The 12,639-nt window shown below is 43.7% G+C and carries 18 protein-coding genes; 15 read left to right on the top strand and 3 right to left on the bottom strand.

Going from position 1 to position 12,639, the window contains the following annotated elements; translation table 11 throughout:
* The first annotated feature begins 90 nt into the window (after positions 1-90).
* Both CAG69_RS01550 and CAG69_RS01545 read left to right on the top strand, forming a co-directional pair.
* A complete protein-coding gene (locus CAG69_RS01550; protein WP_161442384.1) occupies positions 91-519 on the top strand; it encodes a PaaI family thioesterase in 429 nt (142 codons plus the stop codon).
* Positions 520-545: 26 nt separating this feature from the next.
* Complete coding sequence (locus tag CAG69_RS01545) at positions 546-935, top strand: MazG nucleotide pyrophosphohydrolase domain-containing protein (RefSeq protein ID WP_085343715.1); 390 nt, start codon at positions 546-548, stop codon at positions 933-935.
* Positions 936-980: 45 nt separating this feature from the next.
* Here the strand turns inward: CAG69_RS01545 and CAG69_RS01540 are convergent, their stop codons facing one another.
* The gene (locus CAG69_RS01540) at positions 981-1,853 is read right to left on the bottom strand and encodes a universal stress protein (protein ID WP_161442382.1); all 873 of its coding nucleotides are present in this window, start codon (positions 1,851-1,853) and stop codon (positions 981-983) included.
* Between the two features lie 212 nt (positions 1,854-2,065).
* Here CAG69_RS01540 and CAG69_RS22390 point away from each other — a divergent pair, with 212 nt between their 5' ends.
* From CAG69_RS22390 to def, 9 genes are all read left to right on the top strand, one after another.
* Positions 2,066-2,614 (top strand): magnesium transporter MgtE N-terminal domain-containing protein, encoded by a 549-nt coding sequence (locus CAG69_RS22390; protein ID WP_237668014.1) that lies wholly within the window; start codon positions 2,066-2,068, stop codon positions 2,612-2,614.
* A 14-nt stretch (positions 2,615-2,628) separates the two neighbouring features.
* Complete coding sequence (locus CAG69_RS22650; protein ID WP_272925873.1) at positions 2,629-2,760, top strand: hypothetical protein; 132 nt, start codon at positions 2,629-2,631, stop codon at positions 2,758-2,760.
* A 30-nt stretch (positions 2,761-2,790) separates the two neighbouring features.
* Positions 2,791-3,111: a magnesium transporter gene (locus CAG69_RS22385; RefSeq protein WP_237668013.1), complete on the top strand. Its 321-nt coding sequence runs from the start codon at positions 2,791-2,793 to the stop codon at positions 3,109-3,111.
* Between the two features lie 270 nt (positions 3,112-3,381).
* The gene (locus CAG69_RS01530) at positions 3,382-3,918 is read left to right on the top strand and encodes an AAA family ATPase (protein WP_161442380.1); all 537 of its coding nucleotides are present in this window, start codon (positions 3,382-3,384) and stop codon (positions 3,916-3,918) included.
* A gap of 113 nt (positions 3,919-4,031) precedes the next feature.
* Complete coding sequence (locus CAG69_RS01525) at positions 4,032-5,477, top strand: N-acylglucosamine 2-epimerase (protein ID WP_161442378.1); 1,446 nt, start codon at positions 4,032-4,034, stop codon at positions 5,475-5,477.
* 100 nt (positions 5,478-5,577) lie between these two features.
* The gene (locus CAG69_RS01520; RefSeq protein WP_005395194.1) at positions 5,578-5,829 is read left to right on the top strand and encodes a DUF2999 family protein; all 252 of its coding nucleotides are present in this window, start codon (positions 5,578-5,580) and stop codon (positions 5,827-5,829) included.
* Positions 5,830-6,145: 316 nt separating this feature from the next.
* Complete coding sequence (locus CAG69_RS01515; RefSeq protein ID WP_161442376.1) at positions 6,146-6,475, top strand: YceK/YidQ family lipoprotein; 330 nt, start codon at positions 6,146-6,148, stop codon at positions 6,473-6,475.
* A 32-nt stretch (positions 6,476-6,507) separates the two neighbouring features.
* Positions 6,508-6,966 carry an ABZJ_00895 family protein gene (locus CAG69_RS22265; RefSeq protein WP_029817912.1) on the top strand — a complete coding sequence of 153 codons (459 nt, stop codon included), beginning with the start codon at positions 6,508-6,510 and terminating at the stop codon, positions 6,964-6,966.
* 220 nt (positions 6,967-7,186) lie between these two features.
* Entirely contained in the window at positions 7,187-7,693 is a 507-nt protein-coding gene (def, locus tag CAG69_RS01505) for a peptide deformylase (RefSeq protein ID WP_006742287.1), read from the top strand.
* 64 nt (positions 7,694-7,757) lie between these two features.
* Here the strand turns inward: def and CAG69_RS01500 are convergent, their stop codons facing one another.
* Positions 7,758-8,165, bottom strand: coding sequence for a helix-turn-helix domain-containing protein (locus CAG69_RS01500; RefSeq protein ID WP_021707542.1), 408 nt, complete (start codon positions 8,163-8,165; stop codon positions 7,758-7,760).
* An 84-nt stretch (positions 8,166-8,249) separates the two neighbouring features.
* Here CAG69_RS01500 and CAG69_RS01495 point away from each other — a divergent pair, with 84 nt between their 5' ends.
* From CAG69_RS01495 to CAG69_RS01480, 4 genes are all read left to right on the top strand, one after another.
* Complete coding sequence (locus tag CAG69_RS01495; RefSeq protein WP_005376471.1) at positions 8,250-8,753, top strand: DUF2938 domain-containing protein; 504 nt, start codon at positions 8,250-8,252, stop codon at positions 8,751-8,753.
* A 226-nt stretch (positions 8,754-8,979) separates the two neighbouring features.
* A complete protein-coding gene (locus tag CAG69_RS01490; protein ID WP_005376466.1) occupies positions 8,980-10,008 on the top strand; it encodes a phospholipase A in 1,029 nt (342 codons plus the stop codon).
* Between the two features lie 93 nt (positions 10,009-10,101).
* A complete protein-coding gene (locus CAG69_RS01485) occupies positions 10,102-10,560 on the top strand; it encodes an exoribonuclease R (protein WP_161442374.1) in 459 nt (152 codons plus the stop codon).
* Between the two features lie 333 nt (positions 10,561-10,893).
* Entirely contained in the window at positions 10,894-11,898 is a 1,005-nt protein-coding gene (locus CAG69_RS01480; protein WP_134645629.1) for a metal-dependent hydrolase, read from the top strand.
* Between the two features lie 41 nt (positions 11,899-11,939).
* On the opposite strand, the gene CAG69_RS01475 is transcribed toward CAG69_RS01480, so the two are convergent.
* Entirely contained in the window at positions 11,940-12,332 is a 393-nt protein-coding gene (locus CAG69_RS01475; RefSeq protein ID WP_047008310.1) for a hypothetical protein, read from the bottom strand.
* Positions 12,333-12,639 lie beyond the last annotated feature (307 nt).

Genomic DNA, 12,639 nt, shown 5'->3' with positions numbered 1-12,639 from the left:
GCCCTACAACATGCAAACAAAGATTACTCGCCGTTTCTTTTTGATAATTGGCATATGCTAATTACTCTTTTTACAAGCTGAGTACTTAACATGTCCGCAAACAGTCACTTTCATTCCACTCACGAATCTCATTATCAATGTGCGGTTTGTTCTGCAATCGATGCGAATCCGAACTCTTTGGCTGTGAACTACCAGTGTTTAGCCGATGGTTCTGTTGTCGGAGAGTTTCACGTTTTACCGCGTCATCAGGGTTACACCGACCTGTTGCATGGTGGCATTGCGAGTTCGCTGCTCGATGGTGCAATGACGCACTGTTTGTTATTTAGAGACATTCAAGCCCTTACCGCGCAGTTGGATGTGCGCTACCATGCACCTATTGAGCTAGATGAGCACGTCACGATTACTGCACACTGTGAAGGTGAACGCCGCGGTATATATCAACTGGTAGCTCAATTACTGGTCAATAATGAAGTTAGAGTGACGGCAAAAGGGAAGTTTATTCGTCCTAAAGAGGCGTAAATAAAAACTCGTTCTACGGAGAGATAATGAAGAAATTTGATGAGCTGTATGCAATTGCGACGAGAAAATCTCAATATGACCAAACCAACACTTGGTTTAAAGGCGTAGAGACTTATCTAGAGGCCATTGGCAAAGAAGTCGATGAAGTCCGAGAAGAGATTCGTGAGGACCGCCTTTGTCATTTGGAAGACGAGTTAGGCGATGTGTTGTGGAACTACCTTAACGTATTAAAAGCGTTGGAAAGAGAAAAGGGTATAGATCCTGAGAAAGTACTCGAAAGAGCCTGCAACAAATACGATCAGCGTGTATCTGCGATTGAGTCGGGACGCAGTTGGGATGAGGTTAAACAGCAGCAGAAACAAGCCTTGAACGCGGAACATGAAGCCGCGCAGTTAGAGACCATGAAGAGCCAATAACTGCGCGTGATATTATTTAAGATGCGGCGGGATGGGGAAGCCTGATCAATCCTTCGTGCTATTGACGAGCAGCAGGTCACAAGGCGGTTGATCAAGTAACGTGTCTACAGTGCTGCCAGACCAAAATTGGGATGACATGCTTCGTTTACATGCGCCCATAATCAGAATTGCCGCTTGTGATTGCTTAACTGCTTTTGGTAACGCCGTTTCAGGGTTTCCTTCTGGCAGCAGTAGTGGTACTCGTGTTAACTTTTGCGCAGTAATAAAGTCCGTAATGCCTGCTTTTTGATTGCTCAAAATCTCTGCACGATAGCGAGATAGATAAGGCGCAACGTAGCGGCAGTAAACTAACGTCATTTTTCCGCCCAAGGTTTTTTCTAGCTTTGAGCCTCGCGATACAATGGCTTTATCTACGACCGATTTTGCATCTCCGCGATGAAGCGGATCTATCGCGCAAAGCATGTTGGCGTGAGAAGGCCATGAACGCTCACTTAATAGCAATAAATCACAATCGTTTTTTGCTAGTTCGGTGAGTAAGGTTTGAATGTCGTGCTTGTTAAAATGCCCCACGAGCAGTAAATCTGTGTCGTCGACAAGACGTTTCGCAACTTGAGCAATCCAATGACTCCCTTTGAAATGCTCGTAAGAGAGGGTTGGCGTTTCAACTTCTTCTTCACAAAGTTCGATAACGAAGTCTTTAAATTTTGATGTCCAAGCTTCAAACTCAGCTTGTCTCTTTTCTATATGGTCAGAGTTGAAACTAAGGAAATGCGCGAACGCGTGATCTTCACTCCGGCGGTGATCTTCCACCAATACCACGATGGGTTGAGCCAGCGCTGTCGCAAACTGAATCACTTTACGCAGCACCTTACGACTTGGTAAGGCGGCTTGCTGAGTCAGAAAAAATACTGGTGCCATTGATTACTCCATTATCAAACGAGGCAAATGCGCCTAATGCACACTAAAAGTTTATACCATCCCCTTATGCAAAGACGTTCTGTTTCTGCGAGCAAAATATAAATTCCGCAATTGTGCGCGCCATTGCCTAGAATTTTAACATCAGGATCTCATGCCTTTAGGTAATAGGCATCGTGTTGACACTAACGTGATGTCTAAGGAAATCGGTGACAATGATGATAGATTCCAGCCAATTACAGATTAATCGCAAAGTGCCTCATTTGCTTGCCGAGATCATTAAAGCGATAGAGTCGACCGAAGATCTCAGTTTTTTGAAAGACTATCAGGAAGCGCAAATCGCGAACATTTTGGAGTCGGTCAACATTGCTTATCGTAAACGCGTGATAGAAGCAGTGCCGCCAGAGAAGTACTGGACGGTATTAAATTTGCTGCGATACGACACCGCCAAGCACATTCATCAATCACTCAACAAAGAGCTGCAACATGAACGCTTAGCGTACATCACGGATTCGGAACTGATCATCTTTGCAGACTTTCTACCGACCGAGTTTCTGGATGAGTACCTTATCGACCAAAGTGAAGAGTCGGTCGCGCACATTCAACAAGCGCTGTCGTATGAAGACAACAAAGTGGGGAGATATGCCGAGCCGCATTTTTTAGTCGCGAATCCTAAAAACAGCGTAGGAGGCATCAAAACCGAGTTGTTAAAACGTGGACAAAGCCCGGTGCGATTGATCATTGTGCGCGATGTCGAAGGCTAAGAGCACTTTGGTTGGTGATTAACTTGCTGACCGCTTTTGTTGCCTCTGCAATCATTGGTATTTTTGATAATGTGGTCGAGCAAGTCGTTGCGCTTGCGATCTTAATGCCCGTGGTGGCGAGTATGGGCGGCATCGCAGGTAGCTAAACCTTAGCGGTGGCCATTCGGGGTATCGCATTGAACCACTTGCACCAAAGTAACTTGAAGCTATTGGTGAATAAGGAGTTAAAAATCGCCACCATTAATGGCTTGATCATGGGATTAGTCATCGCGGGTGTCGTCTACATGGTGTTTGACTCTTGGCCATTGGCGCTTATTATCTGTTGTGCAATTTTCCTCAATAGTTTGGCGGCCGCGGCATCGGGGACGTTGATACCATTCACGTTGAAGAAGTTTAACATTGACCCCGCCGTGGCTGGCTCGGTAGTATTAACAACCGTTACCGATGTCGTCGGTTTCTTTGCGTTCTTAGGCTTAGGTGCAATCTTCTTGATATAGAAAGCCAATTGACGCGTTAACCTAATGATCCAATCTCTTCATTTCCCAACCCAATATTTTGGGCAAGTTTGGTTTGCTCAAAATTCCTCCGTTTTCATAAACGCTGAACACGCCGTTTAAGCTTTCATTTCATCAATATTTTTCACTGCTCATTTCTATCCCAAAACTTTCCATTGCCGATCTCGCTTAACGCTGGTGTGCCAAATGCCATGCCAATTTTCTTGGCCGTACACGCATTACTTCACTCAAACAAAAAATAAGGAAAAGATTTTGAACAAACTCATCGTATTCACTGGTGGTCCCGGTGCAGGAAAAACCTCGGTTATCGAACAACTAAAAATACAAGGCTTTGTCTGCGCGCCAGAAACTGGTCGTCACGTGATACAAACGCAGGTTGCGAATCACGGTTCAGCATTACCTTGGAATGACAAACAAGCCTTTCGAGATGAAATGACAAAAGAAGAAGTGAGCAACTACCGATCTTTCAATGTCCGCCAAGGGGACGTGTTTTTTGATCGTAGTATTGTGGACGTATATGGCTACAGCAAGTTGGAACAATTGCCAATCTCGCATGAGCTCATCACGCATTGCCAGACGCTTCGTTATCATTCTCAAGTGTTCATTTTTCCACCGTGGTCGTCGATATTCAGCAACGATGAAGAGCGAAAGCAAGATTTTTCTGAAGCGGTCGCCACGCATAAACAGATGGTCGATGCATACCACAAGTTCGGTTATCAATTGATCGAAGTGCCCAAAATGTCAGTCGAAGACAGAGTGGCGTTTATTCTCGACTCAGTCATCGAATAAGGCAGACAGATGAACAATGCAAACAAATGCGTAAGGCGATTGTGACTACGACGACAATATGCGTAAAGGGAGTTATTTATACTGGATAAAATTCAATAACTTAATTGAGCATTATGTCTTTTAAATATCTTACCTTATTGCTTGCAACGACGAGCATGAACAGCTTTGCTGATGTGGAGCTGCCTTCGGGGGATGATTGGTTAAACCATGTGACGAATGGCCTAGCCCCATATTGGATGATGGAAAGCGCGCATGGGCAACCTGCGGGGAATTTTCCGACATTTCGTTGTGATAACGGTGTCATTCTCGACCCACAAAAGCCGTGTGAAGAATTAAACAAAGGGTGGATTAGCCCGCACTTCGATCGCGAATACACACGCATGAAATCGCGCCAAACTTACGCTTATGGCGTGCTTTTTCATCTTACGGGTGACAAGCAAGCATTAGAGCTGGCAAAGAAAGGGGCTTATTACCTGATTGATCATCTACAAGATGAGAAAAACGGCGGCTTTGTGAGCTTTACGCGTAGTGGAAAACCGGGGATGGAGTGGCAACAGCGAACTTCTCAAGACCAAGCTTACGCCTTGGTGGGCTTGGCGATGTACTACTACTTGACGCAAGATCCAAAGGTTGAACAAGCACTTATCGACCAGCAAGCGTTTATATTTAAACAATACCGACGAAGCGATGATCGCGGTCTGGCGTGGGTTTTGAAAGATGGTGATGGAGAAAGTGAGAAGCAGCAAGAGTTAGTCGCTCAACTTGACCAAATTAATGGCTACTTGTTGTTAACGGCACCACTTTTACCAGAGGCAGCGCAAGCCAAGTGGAAACAAGATCTGCAATGGCTGACGCAAGTGATGCTGGATAACTACCACTCCGACAAAGAGCAGCGCTTTTATGGCGCGATACACCACAAAGCGGTAATGATGCCAGATGCGAAACACAATGATTTTGGACACACCATCAAAGCGTATTGGATGACGTATCTCACTGGTCAGTTGTTGGAGAAATCCAATTGGACAGAGTTTGGTTTCAAAGGAATGAAACACACGCTTAAACAAGCGCAATACCAGCAAAACTTTGAGCAAGTCAAAGCGCTTTTCTCACCAGAATGGCAGGGTAAATGGACGCAAGAGAGCATTCCTGCTTGGCAATCAAGACCGCACAAACACTATAGCTCGTCTTGGGAATGGGCAGAACTCGATCAAGCGGCGATGACGGTTTCTCTTGTCGATGATTCGATGAAAGAAACGTTGCAATACACGTTACCCACCTTTATGGACGTGTGGGTGGATCATCAATACGGAGGTGTTGGTCTGAATCCTAAATCAACCAAAGCGTTCCATTGGGGAAATGGTTACCACCAGTTTGAACATGCGTTGGTCGGGTATTTGTACGCGCAACAAATGGCAAAACAGCCCGCTAAGCTTTACTACGCGCGACCAGCCGAGAGTAAAATACCACTTAATCCATATTACTTTAACGCGGATATAAAAGCGCTTTCATCGCAAAGTGATGGAGTCACTACCGCAACGTTCACCAATATTCGACCATAACTTGGTCGATGGTGGTGTGGTGGTTAAAGTCTGCGTGCAAACTAACAAAACCCAATGGTAAACTGCGGGTCTGTTTTACATAGTATTTAAAGGTAATTTGATGAACCCGATTCTTGCGATGTTGAAAGAAAACAATATTAGCGACGAGCAAATCAACGAGCTATTTCAGGCGTTAACTCAAAACCCTCTGGCTGCAATGGCAACTATCAGCCAACTAGGTCTGCCACAAGATCAGCTTCAAGCGTTAATGGCGCAGGTAATGCAAAACCCTGTACTGATTAAAGAAGCAGTGGAAGAGCTGGGCCTAGACTTCTCCAAAGTAGTAGAAGCCAAAGCGAAGCTACAGCAGTAATCGAGCTTTCGATAAAAACAAAAGCCGCCAGAGCCAAATGGTTCTGGCGGCTTTTTTACATCAGATGAAAGGTACGAGACTCCAACGGGAAAGCGAATAGGTTGAGCTTAACTTGGTGCTTGCATAAAAAATTAAGTGCGACTCTAGTCACTTCGTATGAACTCACGGGTGCTATTGGCAATAAATGAATTGTTTCTAATACATAGAACGTATTAACATGGTTGCACTGGACCTATATGAGTAAATTCATTGAATATACAATTTGAGAGAGAGGGTTTAGTTTTAAAAAATAATAGTTAGTTGGAATCTAGGTTAAATGAAAATAAATATATTTAAAAAGCTACAAGTTGTATTTCTTGTGGTGTCAGCATCTTTAATGGTGGGGTGTTCATCTATAGATGCGCATGCTGGTGGCGGATACGGAAAGCCGTTTTCAGGCGCCGCGTTATCAGTCGCACGACAACCTTGCTATTTAAGATCTGATATTACTTCCATCGCGTTATATCCACTTTCATTGATTGACATCCCTTTGTCGTTAGCAACGGACGTTGTGTTTCTTCCTGTTGATTTAGTCATGGTAGCTACACCCACAACGAGTTATGGCGGTGTTGTTTCTCTAGGTTGTCCAAGCGGAAGCATGATCTAAAACGCTTATTTTATTCAAATAAATGGAAGGAAATGAAAGTGGAATCGAAAAATAATTACTCAACAGAAAACAACGCTCCCTCGGTGCTCTTTGTAACGTCGCTTTTGTGTTTGGCATCAGTTTGTTTGGCCATACTGCTATTTATTATTGAGTACATTTCTGGCATGGAAATGAACGGTGTCGGCTTTCTTGGGACGTTAATACCAGCGATGAGTGTAGGATATTATTTTGGCTATAAAACAGGGAATATAATGCCTTCGACAACGAGATGGTATTCAGTGCTGCTTTGGAATCTATCGAGCTTAGTGGTGTTTTCTCTCATCTTAATGTTTTTGGGCATCTCTATATTTGAACTGATAGCGGAACTAGGCTGGTTCAGTATTATTATCGTTGTATTAACGTTAATAACCGTTTGTCTCGGGTACTTTATTTTCAAGAGTGGTGAAAAAATGGCGATTAAGGTTTTGCTAAAAGCGCAAAAGAGTGCGTAACTCACATATAACGAACGCTTAAAGATAGATACGTAAAAAAGATGCCAGCCATATCGCGCTGGCGTTATTGTTTTCTCTTTCTTTGTGCCTCTTTGGTCTCAAGCAAAATCGAATGTTTTAGACGAAACGGTCTTTCCACGAAAACTCAACATGTTTATGTCTGCCGAAACGTGTGTATAATTCGCCGGAAATTACGATTTACAGATAACGAAAGGTAAGTATGGCAGTCCTCGAAATTCTCTCCATTCCAGACCCAAGGCTTAAAGTAAAAGCAGAAAAAGTCACTGATGTATCGACAGTACAAACGTTGATCGACGATATGCTAGAAACACTTTACGCAACGGGCAATGGCATCGGTTTAGCTTCAACCCAAGTGGGCAGAAAAGAAGCGGTTGTTGTCATCGATATCTCTGACGAACGCAATGACCCTTTAATCTTGGTTAACCCAGAAGTGGTGAGCGGAGAAAACAAAGCACTTGGTCAAGAAGGGTGCCTATCTGTTCCCGAATACTACGCCGATGTTGAGCGTTACACATCAGTTGTTGTGTCTGCATTGGACCGTGATGGTAACCCGATGACAATCGAGAGCGATGAGTTTTTAGCGATTGTGATGCAGCACGAAATCGACCACTTATCTGGTAACTTGTTCATTGATTATCTTTCACCGCTAAAGCAAAAAATGGCGATGAAAAAAGTGAAGAAGTACGTAAAAGCGCAAGCTAAGTAATATGAAAAGAAGTAACTCACAACCGCGAGTTGCTTCCTTTTAAATCAAGAATAAGTAGAGTGTTTTATCTCTGTTTTTGGGGGACATAACGCTTTACGACCTTCATAAGCCTTTGAAATGAAGAACAGTCCATATGTGACTCATGAGGGCAGGTGGCAACATGGTTTAGGCTGTCTCGCACCGCTTTCAAACGTTTTATTTGCTCATCAATCTCAAGTGCCTTTTTCGTTAGTAAGTCACGATCGATATATGGCTTTGAAACTTCTGATTGATTCAACATTTCTGCCATTTCGTTAAGCGATATTCCAGCGATACGCCCCAAACTAATTAAATTGAGTGTATTGAGTACCTCTGGTGAATATTGGCGTCTCAATCCATTCCTTCCTATCGAGCGAATTAACCCCAGCTGTTCGTAGTACCTGAGCGTTGAAGTCGGCAATCCTGATTTTCTAACCACTTCTGCAATATCCATATTATTCCCCATTGACTTCAAGTTGGCTTTAAGTTGTAGCATGTAACTAAGACCTTAACAAATCAAAAACATGAGGAGAGAAAAATGCTGCTTTTAATGGGATTGCAAGCGGTGCTAATAGGGATTGGTGCCACTTTGATAATGGATTTATGGGCATGGTTACAAAGGAGAGTGTTTGGTATTCCTTCATTAAACTATGCGTTGGTTGCGCGCTGGGTTTTGTACATGCCCCAAGGAAAGCTTATGCATGCGCCAATTATGGCGTCAGAGGCGATGCCGGGAGAAAAGTCACTTGGCTGGTTTTTGCATTATGCCATCGGCGTTACTTTCGCTTTGGCTCACGTTACTGTTTTTGGTCATCATTGGTTGGTAGAGCCCAGTCTAATGCCCAGCTTAATTACAGGCGTGGTAACGTTGATCTTCCCATTTTTGGTCATTCAACCTTGTCTAGGATTTGGTTTTGCTGCGAGTAAAACCCCAACACCTTGGAAAGCCCGTTTTCTTAGCACATTGGCGCATTTGGGTTATGGTTTGGGTTTATTCATAGCCGGGTTTGCAATCAAAGTTACGAGCCAGTATTTTGCATAGATAAAATGAGCATCATGCAAACGAGTGGTTTTTATCTATGATGCTCAACTCTTGGTTGTTTTTTGCGCTTTGATCATAGTTGACCGATATGTCTAAAGTCTGTTGCATTTATCCAAGACGTAAAGTCGGCAGACATTTAACATTGCCTTAACGTCAGAATGGCAAGCGGTTTACCAAGAAAAACTAAAATTATCTGGTTTGTCATAAAGAATATTAAGGGTTTCAGATGGCTTCAAAAGTGGCAGGGATATCAATACTGAGTTTATTGGCAGCGCCAGTTGCGATGGGAGAAACAGCCAGTGCTTATGATTTATGTTTGCTAGACAAAATAAAGCAAAGCAAAGGTGAAGAAACCATAAAGAGCATTCGCGCGCAGTGTGAGCTTGACACAGTAACCAGCACAGTGCCCGCTGATCCAGAAATTGAAGAGCCTGAAGAACTTCAGGAAAGTTTGGTCGACAAGCGTTTGGAATCAGAACGAGAAAACGCGTTCGAACCGTTTAGTCTGGTCGCGCATCGCGTTAACTATATTCTTCCGTTTACGTACAGTGATCGTGTAAATAAACGCGCGTATGCCGACACCAAATACGGCGATGAACTGCGTAAGGAAGAAGCGGAGTTCCAAATCAGTTTTAAAGTACCAATGAACTATGATGACTTGTTGTTTGATGGCGATGGTCTGTTTTTTGGAATGACTCTTAAATCATTTTGGCAGGTATACACGGGTGCAGCATCTCGTCCATTCCGTGAAACCAATTATCGTCCAGAGCTTTTTTACTACACCCCAACTGACTGGAAACCACTTGATGGTTCGACTTGGTTAGGTTTTGGTATTGAACATGAGTCTAACGGTCAAAGACAGGAGCTATCGCGCAGTTGGAACCGTGTCTATGCCAACGTAACCTTTGCAAAAGACAATTTTGCGGTTTCTATCCAGCCTTGGTGGCGTATACCTGAAGATGAAAAGACATCGCCTAATGATCCCAAAGGTGATGATAACCCGGATATCGAAGACTATATGGGACACTTTGAGCTATCGAGTGCTTACAAGTGGAATGGTTACGAGTTTACCTTTTTAGGTCGCCAGAACTTTCAGACACATAAGGGTTTTGCAGAACTGGGTGTGTCATTTCCGATTTGGGGCAAAGTTCAGGGGTACGCACAATACTCAGCGGGTTATGGTAAGAGCTTGATCGACTATGATCATAATCAGCAGCGGATTGGTGTTGGTATTGCAATCAACGGTGTTTTGTAGTTTTTCGTAGATGGATAGAAATTAACACTGGCAATTGAAATTTCAATATTTAGAATGCGAGGCTGAAATTGATTTCTAACCTAGAGTGATTTTATGCTTCGTGATTACACCTTCGATTGTCTTGTAACTATGCCTCGCCATGAGCTGGAAGAGTTTAGTGCTCGTATGATCAGTAAAATGGTGCCAGAAGACGTGATGAATGAGCTGTTCACTTTTGATCAAGAAGAAGTGGATAGTGAAGACCGCATGTTGTCTGCACGTCTTGATGCAATGCTACGCATGACAGCAATCGCGCTGAGTGAAATTCAACAAGCGTTTGATGACTCAGACAACGCAAAGCAAAATAGCGAGCGAATGACGCGATTGGTGCTTTGGCATTTCTACGCGATCTCATTCCGTTTGGAAGAGGCCATCACGCTAGAAACACACTGTGCTCTAGTGGAAAAGCTACTCGAAAATACACCTTCGGATGTTTTTGATTGGGTAAAAACATTGACGGAACTTCTGCACACTTACGCTGAAATCAACGCGAAAGAAAACCCTCAAGACTAAGGTTTTTGTCGTTAATCCTTCAGTAAACAAGGCGAGCCATCCGGTTCGCCTTGTTTTATTTTTGCATCTGTAAAATCCGCAGTTTTGTACTTTTGACGTACACCACAAGCCTCGCTTTAGGTTCGCTTCTCACTAGCGAATAGGGCGATTCCTTCTTACACTAAAATCAAAGTGTTTGTTTTCGAACACTTTAATGCGTCATTAAGGTGTGTCTTCCAATCCACTTAAATACGGATAATTTATGTCGGAGAACGTTCTGGTTTTTAAATTTGAGCCTATTTTGAAGCGTATATGCCTTCTATCTCGGCTACATTTTCGTTGCGGGCGTAAATAATGGACCCGTTAACGCAAGGTTTACTTGGCGCTGCTTTGCCACAGTCTGCAAGTAACAAGCGGCACATTGTGGCTGCTGGCGTGTTAGGCGTGGTTTCAGGGATGGCACCGGATTTGGATGTACTTATCCGTTCATCAACTGACCCATTGCTGTTTTTGGAATATCACCGACACTTTACCCATTCATTGTTGTTTATCCCTTTTGGCAGCTTTCTCTGTGCTTTAGTGTTGTATCCGTTGTTAGCAAAAAAGCGAGGACTAAGCTTCCGGCAGAGTTGGTTTTATTGTGCCCTTGGTTATAGCACCCATGCGCTGTTAGATGCTTGCACCAGCTATGGGACTCAGCTTTTTTGGCCGATAAGCAACACACGCTATGCCTGGAATACGATCTCTGTTATCGATCCCGCTTTCTCACTTCCGATTTTGATCCTGCTTTTCTTTGCCGCACTGAAGCGAAATCGAAGCTACGCGCGTGTCGCATTTCTATGGTCTCTAGCTTATCTGACTCTTGGGGTTATTCAACGAGATAGAGCAGAAGCGGCCGGGTGGAAAATCGTCCAAGAGAGACAGCACAGCGCTTTGCAGCTAAAAGCAAAACCAACCTTCGGGAATCTTTTGGTCTGGAAAGTGATTTATGAAACGGAAGATAACTACTATGTGGATGCGGTAAGAGTGGGGCGTTCAATAAAAATCTACCCAGGCGAATCCACACCAAAGCTCAATGTGAAGACTCAATTTCCATGGCTCGATCCGCAATCGCAGCAAGCGAAAGACATCGAACGTTTCCGTTGGTTTTCAAATGGTTTTGTAGCGCAAGACCCGAATAACGAAATGCGAATTGTTGACGTGCGTTACTCCATCGTTCCAAACCAAATTAACGCGCTGTGGGGCATCAATCTATCCCCAAAAGCCAGCGCGGATGAACACGTCGAATACACTGCTCATCGAGGTAGTACAACGGAAGACCGCCAAACTTTTCTCAATATGCTTACGGATTTTGAGTGATGGTTTTTACTTTGGGTACCGATGCGGTGTCGTAATAACCATCACGCTGACTGAAAGTCCTTCACTAGGGTAGGCTTGCTGGCGAAGAAAACTTTGCCAAACAGAGACTTGTACTTCCAGCCAAGAGACAACAGTCGTTTTGCTAAGCTTTTGTTTTCAATGATAGCGACCTCAACGCCTTGGTAATGATATGGATGGCTTTTAATGTAGTCGATAAATGCAGTAAGCACACCTTGCCCGCGAACGGAGGGCGCAAAGTTGACTGCAACAATGGAAAAGCGCTGACTGCCAACAGGGCAACGGACAAAGCAGTGTCCAAGCGGATGAGTGATGGTCTCGGAAAACTCAGGAAACGCGCGAGACTCTAGCTCTTGAGAAAGCGCATCGTATTGCTGACATAAATGATAAAAAAGTTGTTTCGCTTCACTGTTCATCTCGGTGCCACTTACTTTTAATTTGGTTTAAAGGCATTGATTTCACAAATATTGTAACCATAGTCAGCAAGACAAAACGCGGTGAACTTTTACAGTGGTGATTTCCTATTTTTGAAACCTAACTTGTTACAAATGAAGTTGATTGGATTTTATATGGTACTTGGGGATGAGTGTTTCTAGTTGAAGGGAGAGTACGCTGGTTACTGGATTCTTACCTGAGTTCCTGTATTAAAACGAGAACCACTTGGTTTAATGCCGCTCGTTTAACTACGAGTGGCATCTTTTTGTATTTCGTTATCTTGTACAG

The sequence above is a fragment of the Vibrio sp. V43_P6S15P86 genome, from assembly GCF_009904725.1.
Lineage (GTDB): Bacteria > Pseudomonadota > Gammaproteobacteria > Enterobacterales > Vibrionaceae > Vibrio > Vibrio diabolicus.
The sequence above is the reverse complement of the archived record's forward strand: the minus strand, read 5'-3'. Positions and strand labels throughout refer to the sequence as shown.

Excerpts from the sequence above, each read along its gene's own strand:
- CAG69_RS01550 (WP_161442384.1), top strand. The coding sequence starts at position 91 with ATGTCCGCAAACAGTCACTTTCATTCCACTCACGAATCTCATTATCAA.
- CAG69_RS01545 (WP_085343715.1), top strand. The coding sequence starts at position 546 with ATGAAGAAATTTGATGAGCTGTATGCAATTGCGACGAGAAAATCTCAA.
- CAG69_RS01540 (WP_161442382.1), bottom strand. The coding sequence starts at position 1,853 with ATGGCACCAGTATTTTTTCTGACTCAGCAAGCCGCCTTACCAAGTCGT.
- CAG69_RS22390 (WP_237668014.1), top strand. The coding sequence starts at position 2,066 with ATGATGATAGATTCCAGCCAATTACAGATTAATCGCAAAGTGCCTCAT.
- CAG69_RS01525 (WP_161442378.1), top strand. The coding sequence starts at position 4,032 with ATGTCTTTTAAATATCTTACCTTATTGCTTGCAACGACGAGCATGAAC.
- CAG69_RS01520 (WP_005395194.1), top strand. The coding sequence starts at position 5,578 with ATGAACCCGATTCTTGCGATGTTGAAAGAAAACAATATTAGCGACGAG.
- CAG69_RS01515 (WP_161442376.1), top strand. The coding sequence starts at position 6,146 with ATGAAAATAAATATATTTAAAAAGCTACAAGTTGTATTTCTTGTGGTG.
- CAG69_RS22265 (WP_029817912.1), top strand. The coding sequence starts at position 6,508 with ATGAAAGTGGAATCGAAAAATAATTACTCAACAGAAAACAACGCTCCC.
- def (WP_006742287.1), top strand. The coding sequence starts at position 7,187 with ATGGCAGTCCTCGAAATTCTCTCCATTCCAGACCCAAGGCTTAAAGTA.
- CAG69_RS01500 (WP_021707542.1), bottom strand. The coding sequence starts at position 8,165 with ATGGATATTGCAGAAGTGGTTAGAAAATCAGGATTGCCGACTTCAACG.
- CAG69_RS01495 (WP_005376471.1), top strand. The coding sequence starts at position 8,250 with ATGCTGCTTTTAATGGGATTGCAAGCGGTGCTAATAGGGATTGGTGCC.
- CAG69_RS01490 (WP_005376466.1), top strand. The coding sequence starts at position 8,980 with ATGGCTTCAAAAGTGGCAGGGATATCAATACTGAGTTTATTGGCAGCG.
- CAG69_RS01485 (WP_161442374.1), top strand. The coding sequence starts at position 10,102 with ATGCTTCGTGATTACACCTTCGATTGTCTTGTAACTATGCCTCGCCAT.
- CAG69_RS01480 (WP_134645629.1), top strand. The coding sequence starts at position 10,894 with ATGGACCCGTTAACGCAAGGTTTACTTGGCGCTGCTTTGCCACAGTCT.
- CAG69_RS01475 (WP_047008310.1), bottom strand. The coding sequence starts at position 12,332 with ATGAACAGTGAAGCGAAACAACTTTTTTATCATTTATGTCAGCAATAC.